The sequence below is a fragment of the Dialister succinatiphilus genome, assembly GCF_928721695.1.
Lineage (GTDB): Bacteria > Bacillota > Negativicutes > Veillonellales > Dialisteraceae > Dialister > Dialister succinatiphilus.
Window position 1 is genome coordinate 1740884 of sequence record NZ_OV788641.1, and the last position, 26465, is coordinate 1767348.

The window sequence follows — 26465 nt, forward strand, 5'->3', positions numbered from 1 at the left end:
TATGGAATGGGAAATGGTCAATTCATCATGGGCTATATATAACGAGGTGTCATGTAAGAAAACAGGCTCACCTTCGGCACCGGTGAAATTGAGGATAAAAGCGGCCTTGTGCCTTTTTTAGCGGTCAAAGGGCGCTGAATTCCCTGCATACTGTCCTGCTTTATCTTAGTGTAAAATTTTACTCGGTAAGGGAATTTTTCCAGAAACAATAAAAGAGGAAAGCCTCCCCTTGAGTGGAAATGTTATAATTTCCGTGGCAAAGAATAAAACAAAGAAAGGGCTTTCCTCATGGATATTATAACAAAAACTGGAGAAATTTGGAGTGAAAATGCAATTGGTGCAGTCATTTCTCTCATTAAGGAATCTGATGACTCTATCGAGGCTGAAAGGAAGCTAACTCATTGGCTCACTGAAATGAACTGTCAGCTTATAGCTATGGCCCTGGCGCGTATTGACACTGAGCTGTATCAGATTTACAAGGCACAGGGGTGGCGTGTGGCGCGCCGGGACTCTAGGACGATTTGCTGCCGCTATGGAGAGCTGACCTATACACGAAGACTTCTGCAGAAAGAAGGGAAGAGCTTCTATCCCCTGGACTGCAAAATGGGCTTTGAGTCCAGAAAGCACTACAGCTTGGGAATGATTGAGCGGATTGTCGAGGCTGTTGCAATTACCACATCTCGCAGTGCCAGCGAACTCCTGCAAAGCCTGGCCGGGATTACCATCTCCCATCAGTCCGTTATCTCACTCAAGAACTATGCCGGCGAGAAGGCGAAGACTTATGAAAAAGCATTGGCAGAAGAGGAAAAGGTTGAAAAGCCGACACAGCCGGAAATTATAGCGATTGAAGGAGATGGAATTGTACTCAAGAACAAGGAGAAAGGCAGCGTTTCGGAAGTGCACCGCCTCCAGATATATGAGGGAGTCAGGAAAAATGGCAACAGGACAGAACTGGTAGGACTTCGCTGCTTTGCATCTACCAGCAGAAAAGAACTTTTTGCAATGGTAAGAAGCTATCTGCTTGGGCACTATGACCTGTCTAAGACCACAGTGCTGTCGAATGGGGATGGAGGGTCCGGATACCAGTTTCAGGACTTTGAGCGAATGGTAGAAGGCTGCCTGGATCACCAGCACTTCCGCGACTGCTATCATGTGCATGAAAAGATCCGGACCCGGCTCAGCTTCTGCAACAGGAAACTGATAGACCGTATTATCCGAGAACTTCACCGGACCGACAATATTATGAAACAGATTCCCGTATGGATGGACACTGCCCGGAGCTGTGCCCGGACAGAGGAGGATTTGGAGGAGGTAGACAAGCTGCAGAGCTATCTGGAGAGAAATGCCCCCTATATCCCCAGCCTGAGTCAGCGCGGCATCCATACAGAGATTCACCTGGGGACTGCAGAAACAAACCACCGGTTCTATAGCTATCGCATGAAGCGGCAGGGACGGAGCTGGTCCAGCGAGGGAATGGAGTGTATGGTTTGGGTATTGACCGCCCGGAAGAATAAAACACTTACAGCAGCTCTCCTGTACCATGCTAATGGGAAAAGCTACAAAAAGATGGATAGAGCCATGCACAAGGCTGCGGTGCAGGCAGAGCGTAAAATCGCCCAGAATGTCCGGAGTGAGGCGCAGAAGCGTAAAATGAGAAACTATAGGCCAGGATGCCTGGAGGGGCGTATAGGCGTTTATGGAGCTTCTTCTTCACCAATGGGGAGACTGGCCAGAGCTATACAGAAATACTGATTAAACCGAAGCCACGGAGATAGTAATCATCGACAGTCAAATGAATTACCGAGGAAAACTTGACACTTACCTGCTTTATGGCTGTATTTGACTATTCCCCACTATGAGCTATATAATAAGTATCAACTATATAAAAAATGATGATGTATCATTGTTTTTGTGGAAGGTGAAATTATGCGTGAAAAGTATGTTCCTCAGCAGATTGAGAAAAAATGGCAGAAAATCTGGGAGGATACAAAGGCATTCGAGACTCACTCGGATCCTTCTAAAAAGAAATACTATGTTCTGGAGATGTTTCCTTATCCCTCCGGTAACCTTCATATGGGCCATGTAAGAAACTATTCCATCGGTGATGTGGTGGCCCGCTTCAAGAAAATGCAGGGCTTTAACGTTATCCATCCCATGGGATTTGATGCTTTCGGCATGCCTGCAGAAAATGCAGCGATTAAGCATGGCACTCCGCCGGCAGAATGGACTTATTCCAACATTGACAATATGACCCGTCAGCAGAAGGAACTGGGCCTGTCCTACGATTGGGACAGGAAGGTTCTTACCTGCCGGGAAGATTATTACAAGCACACCCAGAAGCTCTTTGAAATTTTCTACAAGAGAGGACTGGCATACAAGAAAGAAGCCAAGGTAAACTGGTGTGACACCTGCCATACCGTGCTGGCTAATGAACAGGTAGAAGAAGGCCGGTGCTGGAGATGCAAAAATCCGGTAGTAAAGAAGGATCTGTCTCAATGGTTCCTGAAAATCACCGACTATGCTGACCGCCTCCTGGCTGATCTGGACCATATGCCGGGTTGGCCGGAAAGAGTTAAGACCATGCAGAGAAACTGGATTGGCCGCTCCACCGGTACCCAGTTCTCCTTCAAAGTGGAAGGCATGGATGATTCCATTCCTGTATATACCACCCGTGTAGATACTGTTTACGGTGTGACCTACATGGTGCTGGCTCCGGAACATCCGCTGGTGGAAAAGCTGATTGCCGGCAACCCTGAAAAGGATAAACTGGAAGCTTTCATTACAGAAATGAGAAACCAGAACGACATTGTCCGTACGGCAGAAGATGCACCGAAGCTGGGTATGTTTACCGGAAGCTATGCCATCCATCCCCTGACCGGCGAAAGAGTGCCTATCTGGATTGCCAACTATGTTCTCTATGAATATGGTACGGGTGCTGTCATGGCTGTTCCGACTCATGATCAGCGCGACTTTGAATTTGCAAAGAAATACAATCTTCCCATGAAGCTGGTGGTACAGAACAAAGCCCATGACCTGAAGCTGGAAGATATGGATAAAGCCTATGATGCCGACGGATACCTGGTTAACTCCGGTGAATTCGATGGCCTGACTTCTGCAGAAGGCAGGGAAGCCATTACAAAGAAATTTGAGGATATGGGTATCGGCAAGGGTAAGGTCAACTACCGTCTCCGTGACTGGCTGATTTCCCGTCAGCGTTACTGGGGCTGCCCCATTCCGATTATCCACTGCCCTCACTGCGGCAATGTACTGGTACCGGAAAAAGATCTGCCTGTCAAACTTCCTACGGATGTAAATTTTGTGGCCGGTGCTACCTCTCCTCTGGAAACAAGCAAAACCTTCCTTCATGTGAAATGCCCGCAGTGCGGTGCTGACGCTACCCGCGAAACGGATACCATGGATACATTTATTGATTCTTCCTGGTACTTCCTCCGCTACTGTGATCCCCACAATGAAAAAGAGCCTTTTGATAAGAAAAAGGCAAATTACTGGATGCCGGTGGACCAGTATATCGGCGGTATTGAACATGCCATTCTCCACCTGCTGTACTCCCGTTTCTTTATGAAAGTACTTCAGGACGAAGGCATGGTAGATTATCCGGAACCTTTCACCAACCTGCTCTGCCAGGGGATGGTGCTGAAAGATGGCGGCAAGATGAGTAAGTCCGTAGGAAACGTAGTTTCCCCGGAAGAAATTGTAGGGAAATACGGCGCTGACACTGCCCGTCTCTTCATCCTCTTTGCTGCTCCTCCGGAGAAGGATCTGGAATGGTCTGACCAGGGCGTGGAAGGCTCCTACCGCTTCCTGAAGAGAGTATGGGCTATTACCGGTAAATACCAGGATTTCAAAAAGGAAAACAAGGGCAAGCTGTCGGAAGATGAATTTGCACTCCGCAGGAGACTGCACCAGACTATTTCCAAGGTGACCGAAGACCTGGATGGAAAATTTGCTTTTAATACAGCGATTTCCTCCATTATGGAACTGGTAAATGAAATGTACCGCTTTGTAGAAAGCCATGATGCCATCGAAGATAGTCTGGCTCATGAACTGCTGCGGAATCTTCTTATCCTTCTGGCTCCTTTTGTTCCCCACATTACTGAAGAGCTGTGGCAGGGACTGGGCGAAAAGGAAAAGAGTGTTCACGAAGCTTCCTGGCCTTCCTGCGATGCATCGGCCCTGGTGGTGGATGAAGTGGAACTGGGTGTACAGGTAAACGGCAAGGTCCGTGCTGCCATCACTGTTCCTGTAGCCATGAGCCGTGAAGAAATCGGAGAAAAAGCAAAGGAACTGCCGGAAGTGAAAAAATTCACCGACGGAAAGAAGATTGTGAAAATTATCGTAGTTCCCAAGCGCATTGTAAACATCGTAGTCAAATAATCCAAATGAAAAAGAGTCCTCACGGGGACTCTTTTTTTATGGCTGTGTTAAAATAAAAAAGAGTGCTATGGCTTTTAGTTGGCTTTAAAGGAGTGACTTCTATGCATATTACCTGTGAAGGAAGAAGCTTTGATTTCTTTGACGGCGCTTCGCCCCAGAACCTCTGGAACATTGTGAGGGGAGAGCGGGGAAGAAATGACGCAGTCCTTGCAGACTGCAACGGGGATATCCTCGATTTCCAGACACCTTTTTCAAAAGATTGTACTGTTCGATGGATTCCTCTGTCGTCTAAACAGGCCTACCAGGCCTATCGCCGCACTGCCATAATGCTTCTGGTATGCGGCGTGAAGGAAATCTATGGGGAAAAAGCTGATGTGAAAGTGAAACACTCCCTTGGAAAATCCATTTACTGTGAATTCAAGGACGGTCATACGCCGCTGCAGAAAGAACTCTCCATCCTGGAGAATAAAATGAAGGAGATTGTATCAGAAAGAAGAAAAATTACAAAGCTGGTGGTAGGAAGAAACAGGGCCATTGCTTTCCTGCGTATGAAAGGAAGAAATGAAGATGCAGAACTCTTGTCCCAGCTTGATTTTTCTGAACTGAATGTGGATCAGTGCGGCAGTCTGATTGATTACTATTTCGGTCCCATGCTGCCGGATATGGGATTTATTCATGCCTTTGCTCTTCATTCCTATGCGCCCGGTTTCCTCCTGCAGCTGCCGGGACCTGGAGAAACAGAGCTGACTCCCGGAAAAGACGATCCCCTCTATGCCCGGGTCTTTCTGGAGTCTCAGAACTGGAGTGAGCTCATAGGCTGTCATAATCTGGAAGAACTGAACCGGTCCATTGACACCGGACGGATTTACGACCTAGTGGCCACGGCGGAAGCGCTGCAGGAAAAGAAAATGGCTGAACTGGCAGATACCATCTGCCGCCAGAAACCATCTATCCGTCTCGTCTGTATGGCAGGCCCTTCTTCTTCCGGCAAAACGACTTTCATGAAAAGGCTTATCGTCCATCTCTGGGTCAACGGTGTGAAACCGGTGATGCTTTCGCTGGATGATTATTTCCGAAATCGCGATGAAATGGGAAATGAAAACTGGGAAGATCTGGAAGCGTTGGACTTAACCCTTTTTGAAGATACGGTCTCTGCTCTTCTGGAAGGAAGGGAAGTGCATCTGCCCCATTTCAATTTCATTACCGGCAAAAAAGAATGGGATAAAAAGGCTATCCGTTTGGGAAAAGGACAGCCTATTCTGGTTGAAGGTCTCCACGCCCTGAATCCCAGACTGACCTACTTCGTGCCAGGCTATCAGTGCATACGAGTCTATCTTTCCGCATTAACCCAGCTCACCATCAACGATCACAACCGCATCTCCACCTCCGACAGCCGCCTTCTTCGCCGCCTTGTCCGGGACTTCCAGTTCCGCGGCAACGGTCCGGAGCATACCCTTATGGTGTGGGATAATGTAAGACAGGGGGAAGAACGCAATATCTTTCAGTACCAGGACAGGGCCAATGTGGTATTCAATACGGCCCTCCTTTATGAAATCCCGGTACTCAAGAAACTGGCCCGGCCTCTTCTGGAAAGTATAGGAAGGGACAGTCCTGCCTATTCCGAAGCCAAAAGAATGCTCTCCTTCCTTATGCCCTTCAGAGAACTGGACAGCTCCATTGTGCCGGGAGAATCCCTCCTCCGTGAATTCGTGGGATATAAAGGGCTGGGGAAATCCTTCCTGAACCGCTGACTGTTGATTCCCTGTGTTTTTCAGTCATCCTCCATCAGTGGGGCTGCAAAAGAAAAGATATCTCAATTTCTTGTTTATCTTTGAGGCGGCAGAGGAACGGATTGCCCATCAGCAAAGTGGATTCGTAAGAAAATTAAGAATCCCGCAAGTCTGCCATAGTCATGCTGCAGGAAGATGTAAGGTGCGTATGCTCAATAGAATATGCAGGGCAGAAGCGGGAAAGGGTGTACGAGGCTGAAAGATGAAAGGATGCGCCTGTAAATGTGGCTGCTAAAAGGTCTTTTAAAAAAATTTCAAAATTTTTTCTTCAGAGGGGTCAAAAATTCGAATCTTCTACGATATTAGTATCAGAGGAATGAAAAGGTACTCATGAGATGATGAATGTCATTTTCCCAATGCTTTTTCCACATCCGCGGTAGAGGAGAAGGTAGGGAGAAGGTAAACATCATGGAATTTCACTTTTCAACCTCCCTTCTTCTAAACCCGGCTGGCAATAGACAGAAGACAATGCAAAAATAGAAGACAGAAAAGCAATAAGGAAGAGCGCTCGCAGAACTTTCCTCTCTCTGACGACATGATCTGAGCAGCACCCATGAAAATGGGAGGGCCAAGGCGCAGACGCCTGATTCATTGGTTGAATTTATCTGGAGACTCCCCTGATAGGCTTTTCTGTCTTTTGGCGTGGCTTTGCACAAAGCAGACTGTCCTATTTGCATAAAGTCCCTGTTTCATATATAATAGGTTTAAGAACGATAAAATTCGATATAAGAGGAGGAAGAAATATGGATATGGTTGATGTACTGGTTATTGGTGCGGGCCCTGCGGGGCTGAATGCGGCGCTCTATGCGGCCCGGAAGGAGCTGACGGTCAAGGTGGTGACTACCGATATCGGAGGCCAGATGCTCTTAACAAATGAAATCGAAAATTATCTGGGATTCCCGTCTATTTCCGGCTTTGAACTGGCAGACAAAATGGAAGCCCATGTGAAGCAGTACCCTGTAGAATTCGTATATGCAGGGGTGAAGTCTCTGGTCAAAGAGGGGGACGGAACTTTTACGGCCCATCTGGATGACGGCGGGGAGCTGCGGGGAAAAGCCTGCATTGTGACTGCCGGAAAGCACAGCCGGACATTGGATATCCCGGGAGAAAAGGAATATACCGGTCGAGGTGTCAGCTACTGCGCTACCTGTGATGGGCCATTCTACCGCAAGAAAACAGTGGCTATTGTGGGCGGCGGAGACAGTGCGGTACAGGCTGCCATTGAGCTGGCAAAACTCTGCCCCACGGTATACCTTCTGGTGCGGAGCCGTATCCGGGCTCAGGAGATTCTGGTCAAACGCATGAAAGAGCTGGAGAATGTGAAGGTGTATATGGGATATACGCCGGAGGAAGTTAAAGGGGACAAGAAGGTACAGGGCCTTGTGATTAAAAATAAGGCTGATGGAAAGACGGAAGAACTTTCTGTGGATGGTGTTTTTGTAGAAGCCGGCGGTATTCCGAACAATTCCTATCTTCCTTCCGATGTCAAAGTCAATTCTCTGGGAGAAATCATGACTAATAAGGAAGGAGAAACCAATGTGGATGGCCTTTTTGCAGCGGGGGATGTGACTGACTGCAGAAATAAGCAGGTCATCATTGCAGCAGGAGAGGGGGCGGCAGCTGCCTTGGCAGCTCATGAATACCTGCTTCGCAGCGGATTATGAGAGTGACAAAGAAGGTTAAGGCTGAGCAGCTTCGCCGGCTTTCAGAGGTGTATAAAAATGATGGTACCATGCTTCATTTCACCAGTCCCTTTACCCTGCTGGTGGCGGTGATCCTTTCTGCCCAATGTACCGATAAAAGAGTCAATGTGATTACGAACCGTATTTTTCCAAGATTGGATACGCCGGCCAAAATGGTTTCTCTTACCCAGAGCCAGCTGGAAACGGAAATCCATGACTGCGGTTTGTACAAAGCTAAGGCGAAGAATCTACTGGGCATGTGCCGCATGCTCCTTTCTGACTACCACGGAGAAGTACCGGAAGATTTCGATGAACTGGTCAAGCTCCCCGGGGTGGGACGGAAAACAGCCAATGTAGTGCGGAGTGTGGCTTTTGGTTATCCGGCTATTGCGGTGGATACCCATGTTTTCCGCGTATCCAACCGCTTAAAGCTGGCAGTAGGGACTACGCCGCTGGAAGTGGAAAAAGGACTCCAGAAGGCTATTCCGAAAAAAGACTGGTCTGCAGCCCATCACTGGCTTATCTGGCATGGAAGAAGAGTATGTCATGCCAGAAAACCGGACTGTGAAACCTGCTTTCTTCAGAATGTCTGTCCTTCCTGTACGGTGAAGGTAACCCCCTGGAAACCGGAGTGATAGGGCATGTGGACACGCCTTCGAACGGTCAGCCGACAATAGGAAGGCCCTTTTATGGGCAGGCTAAGGGCCAACTTCGGCTGACTTGCGCATTCTATGCAGAATGCGCACATGAGGGTTCAAAGGGTGCAAAGGGTGCAGAAGGTTCAAAGGGTTGTGGTGGGCGCCCTTCAGAAAAAAGGGGCGCCAGTATGAAAAAACCGTACAAACGCCCTGGCGGGCGATGGAAAAGCGTTCCCCTTTTTGGTGGTGCAGCACCAAAAGGGGTGCATATCCTCGAGCGAAGCGAGGTTGTTAGGTTTTCGCTGTCGCCAGGCAACATACATACTCATCGCCGCGAAGCGGCGATACCTTCCCCTCTGAACCCTATGAATCTTCTGAACCCTTTGAACTCTGCCACGCAGTGGCTCCATGGGCGATACCTTCCCCTCTGCACCTTTTGAACCTTCTGAACCCTCATGCCCTCCGGGCGTGTCCTTCGCCCCCTGAGCGCAGCGAATACAACCTTTGGCACCGAGGGCCGTCAGGCCCGATGGATGCCATACGCCCCTCTGCACCGTAGGCGCAGGCCCCTACGGAAATACAGTGAATACAGTCCAACACTGCTTTATAGCACCAAAAAAGCTCTCCATTCCGGAGAGCTTTTTGATTTCCTTTAAGAATCAGAACATATTAAGGATTCCTGTAAATCCATAGTGGTTAGAAGGAAGGAAAGCATCGACTGCTTTAGAAACACCGGTAGGTTCAGGTGCCGTAATGAGGAGCAGCAGGATAGCCAGTACGGTGAAACCCAGGGATACCAGGTTTGCCTTGCCTTTGCGGGACATCTCATAATAGCCGAAAAGGCGGAGGCCCAGAGCGCCGAAAAAGGTAATGACCAGTCCCGACAGGGAGAAAATGCCGAAGAGAATATTGGCCATCAGGAAGCCAATGAAGAATACGGGCAGGAAAATGAAGGGCAGATTATAGGCAATGAGGGTGGAGTTCACATGACGGCGCATATCATCCAGCCAGTCAGCCAGGTCGAAACCGAAGAGGCCCAGGGGAATGAAGGACAGGAGGACGATTTTATCCCATATGCCGGAGAGCCGGTCTCTGTCCTGACCCAGCCAGTAGAAAAATACACAAATGAGGAAGCCTGCAATACCGCCGATGATGTAGTAGAAATCTTCAGGAATAAATTTTACGGCAATCATGGCAATGGTAGTAAGGATGGAGCCCGTGACTATCCAGCCGGTAATCTGACTCCGGGAGGCTCTTTTTTCTTCCGGCACATCAGCCCACATCTGTGCCAGAATTTCCGTCATGAAAAGAAGAAGGAAAATGGCCAGAGCGGCGAAAGGATAGACAAAAAGGGAAACAAGGATAAAGAAAACGGGAATAAAGACTTTATATCCCTTAAACACCTGCAGGTGCTTGAAATTTAATTTCTTCTTCTGTGTGTAAATGGTCAGTCTCATAAATACAAGGTAAGTCAGCATGATGCCCACGGTTTCTACCGGCTCACAGCCCAGATAAAGCAGGGAGCAGAAAACAAGTATGGCCGTATTAGCTCCTGTAAAACGGCTGACCAGGGAACTGAAGAGGCCAATATTCAGAAAGGCCACTATTGCGTCACCAAAATTCAAAACATCCATCTCCTTTATAAACAATTCCTTTCTAGTATACCTGTTATAAAGAAAGGACGCAATAGTTTGGGCCTGCTAAAATTACCTGTCAGTCATGGGGATACAATGGCCTTTTCCTGGCAGGCAGCTGTTTATAAAAAGTTCTCTATTCGGCACGGATCAGGTGGGACTGCCCCCTTTTCCTCATCCGATAAAGCTGATAAAATAGAGGGAAACAGGAATGGGAGGGGTTTATCATGGATGATCTTGTTATTGTGGACTGTCAGTATGATTTCATAGATGGTACGCTGGCCTGCGGGCACAGCCATGAGGCGGTGGCAGAACTGGTACGTTTTATAAACAGCCATCCTGTGCGCTGCCTTTATACATCGGACTGGCACAGCCCATCCAATGGTTCTTTCAAGGTGAATGGCGGCATCTGGCCTGTTCACTGTGTGGCCGGCACGAAAGGGGCAGAACTTGATCCTGCTTTTACAGAGCAGGTGAAGAAGAAAGAGAATCGTCCTTCTTCTGAAAATCGTTTCTTGAAGGGCCAAGATGATAAAGTAGAGGAGTACTCTGCTTTTAACGGAGTGAATCAAGAGGGAAAGCGGCTGGGAGACGAGACTTCTTCCCATGTGTATGTAGGTGGTATTGCGTCGGAGTACTGTGTGAAAGAAACGGTGCTCGCCCTCCTTGCTTCCGGCAGGAAGGTAACACTTCTGGTAAAAGGGCTGGGTTATGTGTCGGAAAAGGATCATGCAAAGACCTTGAAGGAATTGAAAGAAAAAGGTGTGACTCTGCTGGAGGAATAATGAAACAACTTTTGGTAGATGATGTGGGAGAGTTCGGCCTGATTCGCCGCATTATGCACGATTTTATCTTTCGTCCGGAGCTTTTGGTTGTAGGTCCCGGTGATGATGGTGCGGTGTATCGAACGCCTGGCGGATACGACCAGGTGATTTCCACAGATACCATGGTGGAGGGCATCCATTTCACCAGGGACACCATGAGTCCCTTCGACGTAGGGTACCATCTGGCGGCTTCCAATTTCAGCGATATGGCCGCCATGGGGGCCGAGGCCGTGGGATTTGTCCTTTCCATTGCTCTTCCCGGAGATCTTCCTCTTTCCTGGGTGGACCGTTTTTATGACGGGCTCAGGGCCTGCTGCGGAAAGTACAGGGTGAATCTTCTTGGCGGCGATGTGACAGGATCTACAAAGGGATTAATCCTTACCGGTACGGTGACAGGCATGGTGCCTGAAGGGAAAGCGGTGACAAGAAGCGGTGCCCGGCAGGGGGATATCATCTTTGTCACCGGTACTGCAGGTGATTCGGCGGCAGGGCTTTATGCGCTCCTTCATGACATGGGAGAGGAATGGCCTTCCCTGACAGTGAGACATCAGCGGCCGGAACCCCAGATTCCGCTGGGAATACTCCTTAGAAAGGCAGGAGCCCATGCGCTGAATGATATTTCTGACGGCCTGTCCCGGGAATGGAATGAAATTGCAAAGGCATCGGGAGTAGAACTGGAAATCGAACTGGAAAAGGTGCCTCTATCGAAAGCGGTGGGGGCTTTGGCGGAAAAGGTACATCGGGACCCTCTGGTCTGGGCCCTGAATGGAGGAGAAGATTACCAGCTTACTGGTACCATTTCTCCTTCTGATTTTGATACAATAAAAAAAGAGATGCCCATAACTCCGGTGGGAAGGGTTGTAAAGAAACCGGGAACGGGCGTTTATGTGTGGCGGCATGGTCAAAGACGGCTTCTTCAAGCGAAAGGTTTTGATCATTTTGAAAAGTAAGGGAGGATCCTATGTATACACTGGTGGTCATTCGTCATGGGGAAAGTGAATGGAATAAGAAAAATCTGTTCTGCGGCTGGACAGATGTGGAGCTTTCTGACAAAGGTATGAAAGAGGCCAGCGAAGCAGGCCGTTTATTAAAGAAGGAAGGGCTCTCCTTTGACTGTTGTTTTACTTCCGTGCTGAAGCGGGCTATCCACACAGCTTACCGCATTTTGGATGAAATGGATCTGGTGTGGATTCCCGTGATTAAGGATTATCACCTGAATGAAAGGCACTACGGAGCCCTGCAGGGATTGAACAAGACGGAAACTGCCGATAAGTATGGAGAAAAGCAGGTGCTCCTCTGGAGGCGTTCTTACGATGTACGTCCGCCGGCTCTGTCGGAAGATGATCCAAGAAATCCGGTGAATCAGGCGCCTTATCAGAAAATGAAGGGGAAGGTAGCACTTCCATTGTCGGAATGTCTGAAAGATACGGTGGGAAGAGTTGCGCCTTATTTTGATGAAGTCATTCGTCCTCGCATGGAAGCGGGAGATCGGGTGCTCATTGCGGCGCACGGAAATTCTATCAGAGCTCTTCGGAAGCATTTGGAAGGGATTTCTGATAAGGAAATCGCCGGTATGAATATTCCTACCGGCATTCCACTGGTTTACCATCTGAACTCCGATTTCACAGTGCATGATGTATCTTATCTGGGAGATCAGGAAGCGATCCAGGCGAAAATCAATGCTGTAAAGAACCAGTCTGCCTGCTCAGTTAAGAAATAAGGAGGTGCCGGGTATTTCCCCAGGGCGAAACAATATGATAGAAAAAGAAATGGATGAAGCACCGGTGCTGATTCTGGAAGGTGGTGCCATGCGGGGCCTCTTTACGGCCGGTGTGCTGGATGCTTTCATGGACCATCGGTTTTATTTCAAAAAGGCAGCAGGTATCTCTGCAGGCACTCTGCAGGGACTGGGCTACCTGTCAAAGCAGTGCGGAAGAAGCGTCCGGGTCAATTCCGCCTATGCCGCTGATCCCCGGTACATGGGATTTCGGCATATGTTGAAAGGGGGCTCTTTCTTTAATTTTGATTTCATGTTTGGCCCCCTGGCCCATGAAGAGGACCCTTTTGATTTTGAAACCTTTGAGAAGGCCGAAGAAGTGCTCTATGCAGTGATTACAGACTGCCTTGAGGGAAAGCCCCATTTCATTTCCAGCCATGACCTTTCGTCTTCCGAGTTTATGAAGGTCTGTGAGGCCAGCTGCTCTATTCCGTTGGTATCCAAACCGGTGGACTGGCGGGGAAAGGCCTATGTGGATGGCGGCGTGGGCATGCCTCTGGTGCCGCTGCCTGAGGAAATCCCCTTTCCCCATGGGAAAATCGTATATATCCTTACTCGGGATGTGAATTATCGGAAGAAACCGGTGCCCTTCTGGATGCATGGGATGCTGAAGGCTGTCTATGGGCGAACCTATCCGGCAGTGGTGGACGGCATGTGCTCTATTCCGGAGCGGTATAACAGGAAAATGGAAAGAGTCATAGAGCTGGAAAAGGAAGGCGCCGTTTTCGTTATCCGTCCTGAAAACCCGGTAACGGTGTCTCGGACGGAAAGAGATGCTGGCAAATTGAGAAAGCTCCATGGTGAAGGGTATCGTCTGGCTATGGACCGTTTTGATGAAATGATGAGGTGGCTTCATGAAAAATGAAGTAACATTCACGACGAACAGTGAAAAGGAAACCATGGATTTCGGTAGTTTCCTGGGGGAAAGAGCCCAAGATGGTCTTTTCATTGCATTAACCGGCGATTTGGGCGCAGGCAAGACTCATTTCGTCCAGGGACTGGCTAAGGGAATGGGTATAGAGGGAGTGGTAGGAAGTCCTACCTTTACCATTATGAATATATATGAAGATGGCCGTCTTCCTTTGAAGCATTTTGATTTCTATCGTCTTCACAGCGAAGATGATTTATGGAACATCGGCTGGGAGGAGTATGGAGAAAGCGGCGTAGTGGTGGTGGAATGGGCAGATATGTTTCCTTCTCTCATTCCTGAAGAAAGCATTCATATTCATATCGTCCTTTCCGGTGAAGAGGAAAGAAAGATTACTGTATCCTGGAGCGGAAAGGCTCCGGTTGAAATAACAAAGGAGATAGAAAATTATGCTGCTGGCCATTGATACATCATCACTGGTACTAAGCTGTGCATTGGCAGAAGAGGACAGGCTGATTGCTGAATGGACAGTACAGAAAAGGCTTACCCATTCGGAACAGCTTATCCCCCATATGGATGAGATGATAAAGGAGGCAGGGGTTTCCAAGAAGGATATAACGGCTGTGGCCGTTTCTATCGGTCCCGGTTCATTTACAGGCCTTCGCATCGGCCTTGCCACTGCCAAAATGCTGTCCTATATATGGAAGGTCCCTCTGGCTGGAGTGGACACGCTGGAAGCGCTGGCCTGGAATATGGCAGGGGCCCAGGCCTTTATCCTGCCTCTTCTGGATGCCCAGCGGGGCAATGTGTATGCTGCTTTATACGGTGCTTTTGATGAAATGTGGCAGGAAGAAAAGGAAGAAGCGGCACCTATAGATCAGGTCATTGAAGCAGCCCTGACCCATGGCGGTCCCGTGATTGCAGTAGGAGAATGCGCTGATAAATACAAGGACAAGCTTGTTTCTGCAGGCATTAAACTGGCACCGCCGCATAGCCGCCTGGCCCGGGCAGGAAGCGTAGCTATGGCAGGCTTAAAAAAGATCAGGGAAGGAAAGACTGACAGTCCCCTGTCCATTCTTCCTAATTATATCCGCAGAAGCGAGGCTGAGGTACTTTGGGAGAAACAGCACAGGAAATCCTGATTGAAAAGGCTGATAGAGCCGACGCATCTGCCATTTATGAAATAGGGAAGCTCTGCTTTTCCGATGCCTGGCGTAAAGAAACGGTGATCCATGATATGGAAGGAAGCCACAGTGAATATTTTATAGCCAGAATGAATGGAGAAATTGCAGGCTATGGCTGCTTCTGGTTCATTGCCGATGAAGGACAGCTGCTTAATATCGGTGTTCGTCCCTCTTTTCGAAAGAAAGGCATTGGCGCCCTTCTTGTGGAGGCAGGACTTATGGAAGCGGCTCGGAGACATATGAACACCCTTTTCCTGGAGGTGCGGGTGAGCAATGAGGAGGCACAGCGCCTTTACAAAAATCATGGATTTGAAGTGCTGGGGCTCAGAAAAGGAGTTTATGACCTTCCTAAAGAGGATGGATATATTATGTCCAGAAAAGTAGAAGGAGAATTATGAAGATTTTATCGTTTGAATCAAGCTGTGATGAAACATCCTGTGCGGTGATTGAAGACGGGCGCCATATCTTGTCTGACGTTATTTCCACACAGGTGCCTATTCACAAGAAATTCGGCGGAGTAGTGCCTGAAATTGCCTCCCGCCACCATATAGAAGATGTGCTTCCTGTAGCCATTGAGGCACTGGAGCAGGCCGGATGTTCCTGGGAAGATATGGATGCCATTGCAGTGACCCAGGGGCCGGGCCTGGTGGGGGCTCTCCTGGTGGGGGTAGCAGCTGCCAAAGCGGCGGCCTGGGCGCTGGATAAGCCCCTGGTGGCGGTCAATCATATGGAAGGCCATATCTTCGCCAATCTTCTGCAGTATCCGGATTTGGAGCCGCCTTTCCTGTCTCTGGTGGTTTCCGGCGGCCATACTATGATTGTGGTGGTGAAGGATTACAATACCTTCCAGCTTCTTGGTCAGACAAGAGATGATGCAGCAGGGGAAGCCTTCGATAAGATTGCCAGGGTCATGGGTTATCCTTATCCTGGCGGCCCCCATATCGACAGGCTGGCCCGGGAAGGAAATCCTGATGCCATTTCGTTCCCCATGGGGCTTGGAAGAGAACATACTTTTGACTTTTCCTTCAGCGGCCTGAAATCAGCAGTCATTAACTACCTGAATACCGCCAAAATGAAGAAGGAAGAAATTAATCCAAAGGATGTGGCTGCATCCTTCCAGAAAGCAGTGGTAGATGTGCTGGTGGAAAAGGCCATGAAAGCGGCAGAGGCAACGGGGTATAAGACCATTGCCCTGGCCGGCGGTGTGGCAGCCAACAGCGGTCTTCGCAAAGCATTGAAGGAAGAATGCGATAAACGGGGCATTCGTATGTGCCGCCCGGACCCGGTACTCTGTACTGATAATGGCGCCATGATTGGATGCAGGGCTTATTACATGGCAAAGGCCGGAGACTTTGCACCTATGAATCTCAATGCGGATCCCCGGCTGCCATTTCTGGCCGATCAGCTCAAACTTTAAAAAGCTGCTGATTTACGCTAAGAGTTTCATTTCATATGCATTCAATGATGGAATGAGATCGGAATTTCATCAGCGATTCCTCAGGAACTGCTGATTGCATTATTGTGGGGGAAAAAATTATGCAGACCCGTGGAATTGAAATGAGCCAGCTCTATACGCTGGTGCGGGACACCACGAAACTCACCGATGTGCAGGCTAAGATTCTGGACCATATGCAGGTGGCACTGCAGCTGGCTTCTGATATTTCCAGAAATCAGGTATACCTTTGCGCTAGAGGAAAGAATGATGACATTTCCGTCATACTCATGGCGGTTAAGCCATCTTATACTCATGGATCTACCTTCTTTAAATCCGGAGATACCCGTTTAGGAGAAGATCTGGCAGTCATTGAAAATGTTTTCACCACTGGAAGAAAAGTGGTGGGGCGCATGGAGCTTGATCAGGGGCTGACGGTGGCAGTGACGGCTTATCCCATTGTGGATAATGCAGGTATCCCTTTTGCTGCGGTGTGCTTTATGGCGAATTCCGTAAAACAGCAGCAGGTGCTTACGGATACGGCTAATCTGGCACTGCAGGTACCTTTTTCTACTGCTGACTACTACAGCATTCGCCCCCAGGACGGTGTGATTATCCTGGATGCCGGAGGACGTATTATTTATGCCAATGACATGGCTGATGACCTGTATTTTGTGCTGGACAAGGAAGCGGTGGAAAGCCGGGAGCTCATCGGTCACACCATTGTCCGGCTCCCGCTGGTGGACAAGGTCATGAAGACCGGAAAGCCTGCTTACGGCGATGAAGTGTCTGAAAACATGACTCTTTCCGCCTGGGGTCTTCCTATTATTTCCGGCGGCAGGGTGGTACGTACGGTTCTGGTACTTACTGATGTGACTGCCATCAGGGAAAAAGAAAGACAAATTCTGGTGAAGGACTCCGTTATTAAGGAAATCCATCACCGGGTAAAAAACAGTTTGAATACCATTGCCGGTATGCTTCGCATGCAGGCAAGACGGGCCAAAGATGATGACACAAAAGAAGCGCTCCGTCGGGCGGTAAGCCGTATTCTCGGTATTTCTCAGATTCATGATATTCTGGCCAGCCAGAGCGGCGATAAGATCGATATGGATATTCTTTTGGACAAAATTACCAAGCTATCCGTGGACAGCCTGGCCCTTATTCCTGTCAATGTGGTGAGGGAAAAATCAAGACGGAGTCTCATTGTAGACTCTGAAAAGGCAGTACCGCTGGCCATTGCAGCCAATGAGCTCATTCATAATGCCATCGACCATGGATTTAAGGATATGGAAAAGGGAACACTGGTGGTGGGCACCGAAATTCGAGGCAGTGATCTTCATGTCTATATCAGAAATGATGGACATCCTCTGGCTGATGATTTCAGTACCAAAACCTTTGACCTGGGACTCCAGATTGTGAGGAATCTTTCGGAAATTGAACTGAAAGGGAAATTTTCCCTGAAAAATGAAAATCATATGGTGACAGCCGATATTGATTGTCCCCTGTCAGTGATGGAGGGATAGCATGTCAGAAAAATACCGAATCGTTATCGCAGATGATGAAGCTCTCATCTGTATGGACCTTAGGGAAATGCTGGAAGAAGCAGGCCACGAAGTGGTGGGCATAGGCTCCGATGGCGTGGAAGCACTGAATCTGGTAAAAGAGAAGAAGCCGGATCTGGCTATTCTGGATGTAAAAATGCCGAGGCTTGACGGGATACAGGCTGCCCGCATGATTGCGCATGATAATCTGGCTCCTGTAGTCCTTCTCACCGCTTTCGGCGATGAAGATATGATTGAAAAGGCCAAGAAATCCATGGTCTTTGGATACGTCATGAAACCGGTGGAAGAGAAGACACTCTTCCCTGCCATTCAGATTGCCGTGAGTCAGTATAGACAGAAGAAAGACATGGTGGACCGGGTGAAAAACATGGAAAGAGAACTGGCTGCCCGGAAGATCGTGGATCGTGCCAAGGGCCTTCTTATGGATTACTACCATATTACTGAAGAAGATGCCTATCGCCGTATGCAGCAGACCAGTATGAAGCGGGGCATCACCATCGCCGATGTGGCGCAGAAGGTAGTTAAGGAAATCATGGCAAGAAAGAACAGGTAAGAGCTGCCCGCTTTTGCGGGCAGCGGTTTGACAGCCGCTTCGCGGCTGAAGTTTGACGCACCTTACGGTGCGAAGGTTCTAAAGTTTGAAGCGCCTGTGGCGCGGTCGAGATCGGGACCGGGACCGGCGCGATGCTTTCCAGTATTCCCGAAGGTTGACACGCCCTTACGGGCGTGAGGGTTGAGCCAGCCGCCGGGCCTTTCGGCCCTGGGCTGCCAGGGTTCTGCCTGTGATCGGCTTCGCCTTACAGGCGGGCTCCGGGCTCTCGCCCTCGGGAGGTATATAGTATCGCTGCGCTGGCGAGGTACGGCGCCTTTGGCGGCGAAAACCATACAACCGCCCTGCGGGCGAGGAAATGCATTCCCCCTTTGGTGCCTTACGGCACCACCTTCCCCCCGCAAGCGGTGGGACTATGGGTGCTTAGCCATGGAGCCATGTCTCTGCAGGAAAGCATAGAGTGATTTATTCTGTCCCCCCGGATGGGGAAAGTCCGGCGCAGCCGGATAAGGGGGGAGCCGCGCAGCGGCTAATCACCAGAATGCTAATCAAGCCCTATGACACTGAAAGTAAATCCCGTAACGTTCTTGCGTCCCCTTTAGGGGAAGAGGGCCACGAAGTGGCGAAGGGGTGGACGGTGGTAAGAATGATTATGATACTCAATGTGGACGTGACCGCCGAAGGCGGCATTATAATACTCATCGCCCGCAGGGCGATACCACAACCCTCGGCCCGAAGGGCCGTCAAACTTAAGAACCCTTGGGCCGAAGGCCCATCCATCTTAAGAACCTTTCTCTTCACAACCCTTCGACACAACCCGCCGCCGTCAGGCGGCCACAACCCTCGGGGCGAAGCCCCGTCAACCTTCCCCTCTGAACCCTCTGAACCCTTTGAACCCTTTCACTGGAACATGCTTATCTCTTCTCAAAATTATCTCATATCTATCAATCAAGGAGGTTTTCATCATGAAGTACACATTTTTAGGACATGCATGCTTTAAGATTGATACAGGAAAAGAAAGGCTCCTTTTTGATCCGTTTCTTACAGGAAACGGGCAGGCTGCGATGAAGGCGGATAAGGTAAGATGCGATTACATCCTCCTTTCCCATGCTCACAGCGATCATTTTGGCGACGCCAATGAAATTGCACTCCGCACGGGGGCTAAGGTGGTAGCCATTCCCGAGGTTATTGCCCTTTTCTCCAAGTCCCTGTCCAATTTCCAGCCCATGAATCTGGGCGGTACTTTCCATGCTGACTTCGGTGATGTGAAAATGGTGCAGGCTTTCCACAGCTGCGGAGCAGCTGGCGGCACACCCTGTGGCTTTATTATTTCCTTCAAAGAAGGCCCTGTGGTTTACTATTCCGGAGATACCGCCCTTTTCGGCGACATGAAACTCTTTGGCGAGCTCTATGATATTGACTATGCTATTCTGCCTATTGGCGATAACTACACCATGGGACCGGACGATGCCATTCTGGCGGGAAAATTCCTGAAGGCAAAACATGTGATACCCCTCCATTACAATACATGGCCTGTGATTTCACAGAACGTGGACGCTTTCAAGACAAAGGCGGCAGAGGAAGGGCTTGATGTTATGATTGTCCACCCCGGAGAAGCCATAGATTTATAATAAAAGGCATAGAAGTAAAACCATGAATCCTCTGGTTCATGGTTTTGCCTTTTTCTATTTTCATACATGGAGACGCAGATGAGTAAAGAAGATAAGTTTTTTGAAAGCCTTCGTGATTTTGCCGGCTTTACCGGCAGAGTCGGATTTCTTTTGGAAGAAACGGCAGAAGGCCGCATGGCAGTTTCCGAAAGCTATAAAGAGTGCTCCGATATCAAGATGAAATGCAGAGAATCCTACGGCCTTCTGATGGAGCGGATGTATAAGGCCTACAAGGATCCTTCCCAGCTGGATAACGCGAGGGGGCTTATTGAACGGATGTATCATATAGTAGATATTTCCAAAAGCATTCTGGGCCAGCTGGATATGGCCATGGTGGGAGAAACGCCGGAGGAACTCACCCTTATGGCCCGCCTGTCGGCAGCATCCCTTTCAGAGCTGAAGAAAATCATGGATTACACCACTGATGTCTCGGAAAACTTCATGAAAATGGAAGCTCGCTGCCGTCGGATTTATACTTTCGAAGAAAGAGGGGATGACTGCTTTCGCAGGATGATGAAAAAGCTGTATGGATCTGAAACTAAAGCAGCAGAGCTGGTGTACTGGAAAGAAATCTTTGATCACCTGGAGGAAGTGCTTGATGCCTCTGCCGGAACGGTACCGCTGCTGCAGAAAATCATTACCCGTTACTGAAGATTTTTTATCATTACTGGAATCAGCGGCCTAAGAGCCCTGTTTTTCCCTGTCAGACGGAAGGGCAGTGAAGAATCAGTGAAGGCATGGTTTCATTTATGGAGTCTGCTTTTATCAGATTCTTTATATGCTGCCGGCCATGGGATTTTCCTAAGGAAGCGCTGATTAAATCATTGTTTGCTTTTATTCTTGAATTTTTATGCAATGCAAGGAATGGGCTGACGAGAATAGCGAGCTATTTAAGGAAGCCCATGACGAAACAGTGCATAAAAATTCTTATAAAAGAAAACTCTATGAATTAATCAGTGCTTCCGTAATGGCCGCCCGTTTTCTGTTCCGTTCTTTGCATTGCACAAATTCAAGCATGAAAGCGGAAATGAGGCAGTCAGGGGCTCCATGCCCGGTATTAAAAAATTTTAAACCTATTGGATTTTTGTGAAAAATTTTGTATAATAGGGTTACATGGAGGAAATGCCATGGGACGGGTTTATCTGTCCGGTCTCATTGATGATTATTTCCCTGATTATCAATCTGACTGCGGATTCGTCATACTCCTCAATGGCGGTCTTGCACAAAGAAGGCGGTGGATACCGCTTTTTTTGTTGAATTTTTCAGGAGCTTCCTGTCCGTGCTATAATGGTATGAAATGATTTTTCCTTAAGGGGGATGGACATGAAAAGACAGCATCGTCTATATGAATGGAAAGATGGAAAGAAGCTGGAATTAGGTGAAAGGTCCCTGGTTATGGGAATCCTCAATGTAACGCCTGATTCTTTTTCCGATGGGGGAAAATGGAATTCCAACACCCTGGCCGTTTCCCATGCCACCGATATGATTAAAGACGGAGCTCATCTGATTGATGTGGGGGCAGAATCTACCAGACCGGGCCATGTGGCGCTTACACCGGAAGAGGAGACAAAGCGTCTCATGCAATTTCTTCCTGATGTGCTGAAGGTGAGTATGGTTCCTGTATCCGTTGATTCCTATCATTATGAAACCATGGAAACTGCTCTCAAGGCAGGAGCTCATATAGTCAATGATATCTGGGGATTTCAGTATGATGACGGCAGTATGGCTAAAACCGCCGCCGCTTTTGATGTTCCTGTGATTCTCATGCATAACCAGGAAACGGAAGTCTACGGAAAGGATATGATGGATGATTTGAAGCACTTCTTCGATAAATCCATTGAAATTGCCCTTTCCGCCGGCGTCAGGGCAGAGAACATTATCCTGGATCCGGGCATTGGCTTTGGAAAGAATGCGGAGCAGAATATGGAAATCCTCAAGAGGCTTGATGAGCTTACTCTGGCTTTCCCCTGCCCCTGGCTTCTTGGCGTAAGCCGTAAACGATTTATTGGCACCATCCTTGGTACCGATGCCGATGAACGGGATGAAGGTACGGCGGCAGTGAATCTCTGGGGCGCTGAAAAAGGCTGCTCCATTTACAGAGTTCACGATGTAAAAACCACAGCCCGGGAACTTGCGGTATGGGATGCGCTCCGTCTTTTTCAGGGAAAAGGAGAGTCCTATGGATCATATTGACCTTAAAGGTATGGCTTTTTTCGGTTATCATGGCGATGAACCGGAAGAAACAAAGCTGGGCCAGCGTTTTTACATTGATGTGGAAATGGATCTGGATTTGTCCAGGGTAGGAGAAACAGATGCCCTGAAAGATTCTGTCAATTATGTGGCCGTATATGAAATAGTGAAAAAGAGGGCTGAAGGAGGCCCCTATAAACTGCTGGAAAGACTGGCAGGCGTTATCAATACTGATATTATGGAAAATTTCCCGCCGGTGACAAAAGTGATAACGACTGTCCACAAGCCGGGCTCTCCTATTCCCGGCATCCTGGATGATGTTTCTGTCACTCTTTGCAAAGAAAGGAAATGATGAGTCTGCAGGATATCCTGCATCATTGAGACACATGAATACATATATTATGGCCCTGGGCTCCAATATGGGAGATTCCCTGGGTATATTACAAAGCGCATTCAAAAGGCTGGGAGAGGAAAATGTCTACATTCTGAAGGCTTCTTCCTTTTACAGAACCAAACCCTGGGGAAAGACGGACCAGCCTGATTTCATTAATGCAGCAGCACTGGTGGCATGGGAGGGAACAGCGGAAGAGCTCATGACACTTTTCCTTAAAATAGAAAAAGAATTCGGACGGAAACGGGATATTCACTGGGGCCCCCGCAGCCTGGATCTGGATCTTATATACAGTGACTGTGTAAGAAGCGAAACCGATTTTCTCCGCCTGCCGCATCCCTATTTCTGGGAGCGGCCTTTTGTGCTGGTTCCGCTCGAGGAAATCCTGCCGGATTTCGTTTATGACCATGAAACCATTCATCACCGCATTGAATCTCTTGATGGATATAAGGACCTGGTGAAGCTCGACAAAGAAGGAAAGGAGATGAGCAAATGAATGAACAGGAAAAAACATCTTCCTTGTCCGGTGTGAAGGCGGCATTAAGGGATGGCAGGAATCCTTTTCCCTTAGACCGTACCACCGGCCCACTGCTGGCAGAAGGTACGAGGGAAAGGCTGATGAGGCTATGTCCTCTGGACGAAAAAGGAAAACCCCTCATGATGACAGGGATTTCCGGGTCCCAGAAAGCACTGGCCGCCGCGGCTCTTCTGAAGAACTATGACAGGGCTGTGATTATCGTACCTGACCAGAAAGACATTTTCCGCTGGGAAGAGGATCTGGCTTTCTTTGCTCCCGATTACGATGCACATCCTTTTCCTCTCGTGGAGGAGGCTGGTTTTCATGTCACTTTTACGGGAACCGAGCGGCTCAGGGACCGTATGCAGTCTCTTTCCCTTCTCATGGAGAAGAAGAAGACTGTGATTCTGGCAACTTCCATAGAGGCTGCCCAGAAAATCGTTTCTCCTCAGCTGCTGAAAGACCATGCCCTTACCTTTACCCTGGGCGAGGAATGGGGAAGAGAGGATCTTCTGGAAAAACTGGTTTCCGCCGGTTATGAACGAGTGGGGCAGGTCGAAAGATGCGGCCATTTTGCGGTACGCGGTGATATTGTGGATATTTTCCCCATCAGCGAAGCCCATCCCCTGCGTATTGAATTTTTTGGCGATGAAATCGACAGCATCCGTTCCTTTGATGAGGACAGCCAGCGATCCATGGAACGCTTTGAAAAGGCTATGGTGCTGCCTCTGTCTCTTAAAGAAGAAAAAAAGAGCATCCTTTTTGATTATTTGGATGGGGGACTTATCCTTTACGACGAACCCCAGCGGTCCGAGGAAAATCTGAATCGTTATTTCAAGGAAGAAAAGGAAAACAGAGGAAAGGCCTTTCCCTGGAATGACATGGTGCGAAGGGGACGGAAGGGAAACAGGGAAATTATTTTCTCCCTGCTGAACCGTTCTCTCACTGCTTTCCAGCCGGTTATCTTCGGCTGGCAGGGCCAGTCCATGACCAACTATCAGCGGCAGATTCCCATTTTTATTGAAGATTTAAAATCTCTCCTGAAGAAAGAATGGAAGGTTCTTCTCGTGGTTCCCCGGGCTTCGGAAGAAGAGGAGTTAAAGGAAATCCTTAAAGAATATGAAATCCCTCTCTCTTCGGAGATGACCTCTTCCAGCGTCTGCCTGGTGCGTGGCGTTCTTTCCGAAGGTTATGAAATGGCCCCGGAAAAACTGGCTCTTCTGACTGCCGGCGACATACTGGGAAAACAGAAAATCCGCCGGGTGAGAGGCGCTGGCAAAGGACGACAGATTCGATACTTCTCCGACTTAAACCCTGGAGACTATGTGGTACAGGACGTGCACGGTATCGGCAAATATCTGGGGCTTAAGACCATCGAGCTTTCCGGCGTGCACCGGGACTATATTGCCATCCAGTATGCAGGAAATGATAAGCTTTACCTGCCGGTGGAAAAGATTTCAACTCTGGAAAAATACATAGGTACTGAGGGCGGTACTCCGGTATTGAACAAGATGGGAGAAGCCCATTGGGAGAAAATTCGCTCCAAGGCCAGAAAATCCATTGAGGAGCTGGCAGAAAGGCTTCTTGATATTTATGCCAAACGGGAAATCACCAAAGGCATTGCCTTTGCCAAAGACGGTCCGGAGCAGAGGGAATTTGAAGATACCTTTCCCTTCGTGGAAACGGAGGACCAGCTCACCGCTATTGATGGTATCAAACAGGCCATGGAAAGGCCGGTGCCCATGGATATGCTCCTTTGCGGCGACGTGGGTTTCGGCAAAACGGAAGTGGCCATGCGGGCGGTTTTTAAATGTGTCATGAGCGGCTATCAGGCCATGGTGCTCTGTCCCACCACGGTACTATCCCAGCAGCATTACAAAAATTTCAAAGACCGTATGGACAGCTTCGGCGTGAATGTGGCTCTCCTGAACCGGTTTACCACGCTGAAAGAGAAAAAAGAAATCCTGCGCCGTTTAAAGGACGGCGATATTGATGTGGTTATCGGTACCCATGCGGTACTCAACAAGAAGGTAGAGTGCAGGAAACTGGGGCTTCTGGTGGTGGATGAAGAGCAGCGCTTCGGCGTGGTACAGAAGGAAAAATGGAAATCCTGGTCCAGCGGAATCGATGTGCTCACCCTGTCGGCTACGCCTATTCCCCGCACTCTCCATATGAGTCTTACCGGCGTGAGGGACATGGTCACTATTACTACACCTCCTTCCAACCGCCATGCGATCCAGACCTATGTGACGGAGTATGATGATACCATTGTAAGAGATGCTATCCTTCGTGAAAAGGAAAGGGGCGGCCAGACCTATTTTGTGTATAACCGCATAGAATCCATGCCTGCCATGCTGGACCATCTCCGCAGTATCCTTCCTGAAAATGTAACTATCGGCGTTGCCTATGGCCGCATGGAGGGCAGGCAGCTGGAAAAGGTGATGCTTGATTTCTATGAAGAAAAATACGATGTACTTCTCTGTACCACCCTCATTGAAAACGGACTTGACCAGCCTAATGCCAATACCATGCTGGTATATGATGCAGACCGCATGGGACTTTCCCAGATTTATCAGATGAGGGGAAGAGTAGGCCGCTCTGAAAAAATTGCCCGGGCCTGGTTTTTCTATCGGAAAGGGAAAGTCCTTTCGGAAGTGGCGGAAAAAAGGCTGGATACCATCCGTGAATTTACGGAATTGGGCAGCGGCTTCAAAGTGGCCATGCGGGATTTGGAAATCCGGGGCGCCGGAAATCTTCTAGGCGCGGCTCAGCATGGAAACATTGCCAGCGTCGGTTTTGCCACCTACTGCACCATGCTGGAGGAGGCAGTGGAAAGGCTCAGGGCCAAAAGGGAAAACAGGCCCCTGCCTAAAAAACTGCCTAATACCACTATCGAATTTCGCCAGGATGCCTATCTGGATGAAAGCTATATTTCCAATGAAGAGCAGAAAATGGAAATTTATCGCCGCCTGGCTGCTGTAGAAAATGACAAGGCCCTTTCTGACCTGATTGATGAAGTGGTGGACCGCTTCGGTACTCCTACCAGGCCAGTGGAAAAACTGTTCCATATTTCCCGTATCCGCGTCAAGGCAAGGCAGCTTGGAATCGGAAGCATTATGGACAGCGGTGCTTCCTTCGTCATTACCTGGGCTGACGAAGAACCCATGCGGGGCTGGAACCCCATGAAACTCCCAAGGACTATGCTTCCCTACATCCGCCTCCTTCCCGGCCATATGGCCAAAATGAATATTAATAAAAAAGCCATTACCGGAGACGAAATGAAATGGATGGCCCAATTCATGGATGAAATGTATAAAGAAGTAAAGGGCGAGTAGAGTTTTGACGGTGGAAATATTTTTTC

22 protein-coding genes are annotated in these 26465 nt (G+C 48.9%); 21 read left to right on the forward strand and 1 reads right to left on the reverse strand.

Annotated features, from left to right (window positions below; translation table 11 throughout):
* Nucleotides 1–288: 288 nt before the first annotated feature.
* The 5 genes from NW747_RS07280 (at nt 289) to nth (ending at nt 8502) form a co-directional block, all read left to right on the forward strand.
* Nucleotides 289–1752 carry an ISLre2 family transposase gene (locus tag NW747_RS07280; protein ID WP_273186357.1) on the forward strand — a complete coding sequence of 488 codons (1464 nt, stop codon included), beginning with the start codon at nt 289–291 and terminating at the stop codon, nt 1750–1752.
* Between the two features lie 174 nt (nt 1753–1926).
* Nucleotides 1927–4395: a leucine--tRNA ligase gene (gene leuS / locus NW747_RS07285; protein WP_008859322.1), complete on the forward strand. Its 2469-nt coding sequence runs from the start codon at nt 1927–1929 to the stop codon at nt 4393–4395.
* 101 nt (nt 4396–4496) lie between these two features.
* A complete protein-coding gene (locus NW747_RS07290; protein WP_273186404.1) occupies nt 4497–6146 on the forward strand; it encodes a nucleoside kinase in 1650 nt (549 codons plus the stop codon).
* A 782-nt stretch (nt 6147–6928) separates the two neighbouring features.
* Nucleotides 6929–7849 (forward strand): NAD(P)/FAD-dependent oxidoreductase, encoded by a 921-nt coding sequence (locus tag NW747_RS07295; protein WP_008859303.1) that lies wholly within the window; start codon nt 6929–6931, stop codon nt 7847–7849.
* Nucleotides 7846–8502, forward strand: coding sequence for an endonuclease III (gene nth / locus NW747_RS07300; protein ID WP_273186406.1), 657 nt, complete (start codon nt 7846–7848; stop codon nt 8500–8502). Before NW747_RS07295 ends, nth begins: the two co-directional genes overlap by 4 nt.
* 662 nt (nt 8503–9164) lie before the next feature.
* Here the strand turns inward: nth and NW747_RS07305 are convergent.
* Complete coding sequence (locus tag NW747_RS07305) at nt 9165–10139, reverse strand: hypothetical protein (protein ID WP_273186409.1); 975 nt, start codon at nt 10137–10139, stop codon at nt 9165–9167.
* 227 nt (nt 10140–10366) lie between these two features.
* Between NW747_RS07305 and NW747_RS07310 the strand changes: the two genes are divergently transcribed.
* The 16 genes from NW747_RS07310 (at nt 10367) to mfd (ending at nt 26439) form a co-directional block, all read left to right on the forward strand.
* The gene (locus NW747_RS07310; protein ID WP_273186411.1) at nt 10367–10924 is read left to right on the forward strand and encodes an isochorismatase family protein; all 558 of its coding nucleotides are present in this window, start codon (nt 10367–10369) and stop codon (nt 10922–10924) included.
* The gene (gene thiL / locus NW747_RS07315; RefSeq protein ID WP_273186413.1) at nt 10924–11913 is read left to right on the forward strand and encodes a thiamine-phosphate kinase; all 990 of its coding nucleotides are present in this window, start codon (nt 10924–10926) and stop codon (nt 11911–11913) included. The genes NW747_RS07310 and thiL overlap by 1 nt, the downstream gene beginning before the upstream one ends.
* A gap of 11 nt (nt 11914–11924) precedes the next feature.
* The gene (gpmA, locus tag NW747_RS07320; RefSeq protein ID WP_008859298.1) at nt 11925–12683 is read left to right on the forward strand and encodes a 2,3-diphosphoglycerate-dependent phosphoglycerate mutase; all 759 of its coding nucleotides are present in this window, start codon (nt 11925–11927) and stop codon (nt 12681–12683) included.
* Nucleotides 12684–12717: 34 nt separating this feature from the next.
* Nucleotides 12718–13605: a patatin-like phospholipase family protein gene (locus NW747_RS07325; RefSeq protein WP_273186415.1), complete on the forward strand. Its 888-nt coding sequence runs from the start codon at nt 12718–12720 to the stop codon at nt 13603–13605.
* Complete coding sequence (tsaE, locus tag NW747_RS07330; RefSeq protein WP_273186418.1) at nt 13595–14074, forward strand: tRNA (adenosine(37)-N6)-threonylcarbamoyltransferase complex ATPase subunit type 1 TsaE; 480 nt, start codon at nt 13595–13597, stop codon at nt 14072–14074. The genes NW747_RS07325 and tsaE overlap by 11 nt, the downstream gene beginning before the upstream one ends.
* On the forward strand, nt 14058–14750 hold the full coding sequence (gene tsaB / locus NW747_RS07335; protein WP_008859295.1) for a tRNA (adenosine(37)-N6)-threonylcarbamoyltransferase complex dimerization subunit type 1 TsaB: 693 nt from the start codon (nt 14058–14060) through the stop codon (nt 14748–14750). Before tsaE ends, tsaB begins: the two co-directional genes overlap by 17 nt.
* Nucleotides 14723–15190: a ribosomal protein S18-alanine N-acetyltransferase gene (gene rimI / locus NW747_RS07340; protein WP_273186420.1), complete on the forward strand. Its 468-nt coding sequence runs from the start codon at nt 14723–14725 to the stop codon at nt 15188–15190. Before tsaB ends, rimI begins: the two co-directional genes overlap by 28 nt.
* Nucleotides 15187–16209 (forward strand): tRNA (adenosine(37)-N6)-threonylcarbamoyltransferase complex transferase subunit TsaD, encoded by a 1023-nt coding sequence (gene tsaD / locus NW747_RS07345; RefSeq protein WP_273095877.1) that lies wholly within the window; start codon nt 15187–15189, stop codon nt 16207–16209. The genes rimI and tsaD overlap by 4 nt, the downstream gene beginning before the upstream one ends.
* A 119-nt stretch (nt 16210–16328) precedes the next feature.
* The gene (locus NW747_RS07350) at nt 16329–17747 is read left to right on the forward strand and encodes a sensor histidine kinase (protein WP_008859292.1); all 1419 of its coding nucleotides are present in this window, start codon (nt 16329–16331) and stop codon (nt 17745–17747) included.
* Nucleotide 17748: 1 nt separating this feature from the next.
* A complete protein-coding gene (locus tag NW747_RS07355; protein ID WP_008859291.1) occupies nt 17749–18339 on the forward strand; it encodes an ANTAR domain-containing response regulator in 591 nt (196 codons plus the stop codon).
* Nucleotides 18340–19301: 962 nt separating this feature from the next.
* The gene (locus NW747_RS07360; RefSeq protein ID WP_273186423.1) at nt 19302–19967 is read left to right on the forward strand and encodes a metal-dependent hydrolase; all 666 of its coding nucleotides are present in this window, start codon (nt 19302–19304) and stop codon (nt 19965–19967) included.
* Nucleotides 19968–20045: 78 nt separating this feature from the next.
* Nucleotides 20046–20657 (forward strand): DUF47 domain-containing protein, encoded by a 612-nt coding sequence (locus NW747_RS07365; RefSeq protein WP_273095870.1) that lies wholly within the window; start codon nt 20046–20048, stop codon nt 20655–20657.
* 672 nt (nt 20658–21329) lie between these two features.
* A complete protein-coding gene (gene folP, locus NW747_RS07370) occupies nt 21330–22199 on the forward strand; it encodes a dihydropteroate synthase (protein ID WP_273186425.1) in 870 nt (289 codons plus the stop codon).
* Nucleotides 22186–22548, forward strand: coding sequence for a dihydroneopterin aldolase (gene folB, locus NW747_RS07375; RefSeq protein WP_273186429.1), 363 nt, complete (start codon nt 22186–22188; stop codon nt 22546–22548). Before folP ends, folB begins: the two co-directional genes overlap by 14 nt.
* Before the next feature lie 34 nt (nt 22549–22582).
* Entirely contained in the window at nt 22583–23083 is a 501-nt protein-coding gene (gene folK / locus NW747_RS07380) for a 2-amino-4-hydroxy-6-hydroxymethyldihydropteridine diphosphokinase (RefSeq protein ID WP_008859285.1), read from the forward strand.
* A complete protein-coding gene (mfd, locus tag NW747_RS07385) occupies nt 23080–26439 on the forward strand; it encodes a transcription-repair coupling factor (protein WP_273186432.1) in 3360 nt (1119 codons plus the stop codon). The genes folK and mfd overlap by 4 nt, the downstream gene beginning before the upstream one ends.
* The last annotated feature ends 26 nt before the right edge of the window (nt 26440–26465 follow it).

Excerpts from the sequence above, each read along its gene's own strand:
- NW747_RS07280 (WP_273186357.1), top strand. The coding sequence starts at position 289 with ATGGATATTATAACAAAAACTGGAGAAATTTGGAGTGAAAATGCAATT.
- leuS (WP_008859322.1), top strand. The coding sequence starts at position 1,927 with ATGCGTGAAAAGTATGTTCCTCAGCAGATTGAGAAAAAATGGCAGAAA.
- NW747_RS07290 (WP_273186404.1), top strand. The coding sequence starts at position 4,497 with ATGCATATTACCTGTGAAGGAAGAAGCTTTGATTTCTTTGACGGCGCT.
- NW747_RS07295 (WP_008859303.1), top strand. The coding sequence starts at position 6,929 with ATGGATATGGTTGATGTACTGGTTATTGGTGCGGGCCCTGCGGGGCTG.
- nth (WP_273186406.1), top strand. The coding sequence starts at position 7,846 with ATGAGAGTGACAAAGAAGGTTAAGGCTGAGCAGCTTCGCCGGCTTTCA.
- NW747_RS07305 (WP_273186409.1), bottom strand. The coding sequence starts at position 10,139 with ATGGATGTTTTGAATTTTGGTGACGCAATAGTGGCCTTTCTGAATATT.
- NW747_RS07310 (WP_273186411.1), top strand. The coding sequence starts at position 10,367 with ATGGATGATCTTGTTATTGTGGACTGTCAGTATGATTTCATAGATGGT.
- thiL (WP_273186413.1), top strand. The coding sequence starts at position 10,924 with ATGAAACAACTTTTGGTAGATGATGTGGGAGAGTTCGGCCTGATTCGC.
- gpmA (WP_008859298.1), top strand. The coding sequence starts at position 11,925 with ATGTATACACTGGTGGTCATTCGTCATGGGGAAAGTGAATGGAATAAG.
- NW747_RS07325 (WP_273186415.1), top strand. The coding sequence starts at position 12,718 with ATGATAGAAAAAGAAATGGATGAAGCACCGGTGCTGATTCTGGAAGGT.
- tsaE (WP_273186418.1), top strand. The coding sequence starts at position 13,595 with ATGAAAAATGAAGTAACATTCACGACGAACAGTGAAAAGGAAACCATG.
- tsaB (WP_008859295.1), top strand. The coding sequence starts at position 14,058 with ATGCTGCTGGCCATTGATACATCATCACTGGTACTAAGCTGTGCATTG.
- tsaD (WP_273095877.1), top strand. The coding sequence starts at position 15,187 with ATGAAGATTTTATCGTTTGAATCAAGCTGTGATGAAACATCCTGTGCG.
- NW747_RS07350 (WP_008859292.1), top strand. The coding sequence starts at position 16,329 with ATGCAGACCCGTGGAATTGAAATGAGCCAGCTCTATACGCTGGTGCGG.
- NW747_RS07355 (WP_008859291.1), top strand. The coding sequence starts at position 17,749 with ATGTCAGAAAAATACCGAATCGTTATCGCAGATGATGAAGCTCTCATC.
- NW747_RS07360 (WP_273186423.1), top strand. The coding sequence starts at position 19,302 with ATGAAGTACACATTTTTAGGACATGCATGCTTTAAGATTGATACAGGA.
- NW747_RS07365 (WP_273095870.1), top strand. The coding sequence starts at position 20,046 with ATGAGTAAAGAAGATAAGTTTTTTGAAAGCCTTCGTGATTTTGCCGGC.
- folP (WP_273186425.1), top strand. The coding sequence starts at position 21,330 with ATGAAAAGACAGCATCGTCTATATGAATGGAAAGATGGAAAGAAGCTG.
- folB (WP_273186429.1), top strand. The coding sequence starts at position 22,186 with ATGGATCATATTGACCTTAAAGGTATGGCTTTTTTCGGTTATCATGGC.
- folK (WP_008859285.1), top strand. The coding sequence starts at position 22,583 with ATGAATACATATATTATGGCCCTGGGCTCCAATATGGGAGATTCCCTG.
- mfd (WP_273186432.1), top strand. The coding sequence starts at position 23,080 with ATGAATGAACAGGAAAAAACATCTTCCTTGTCCGGTGTGAAGGCGGCA.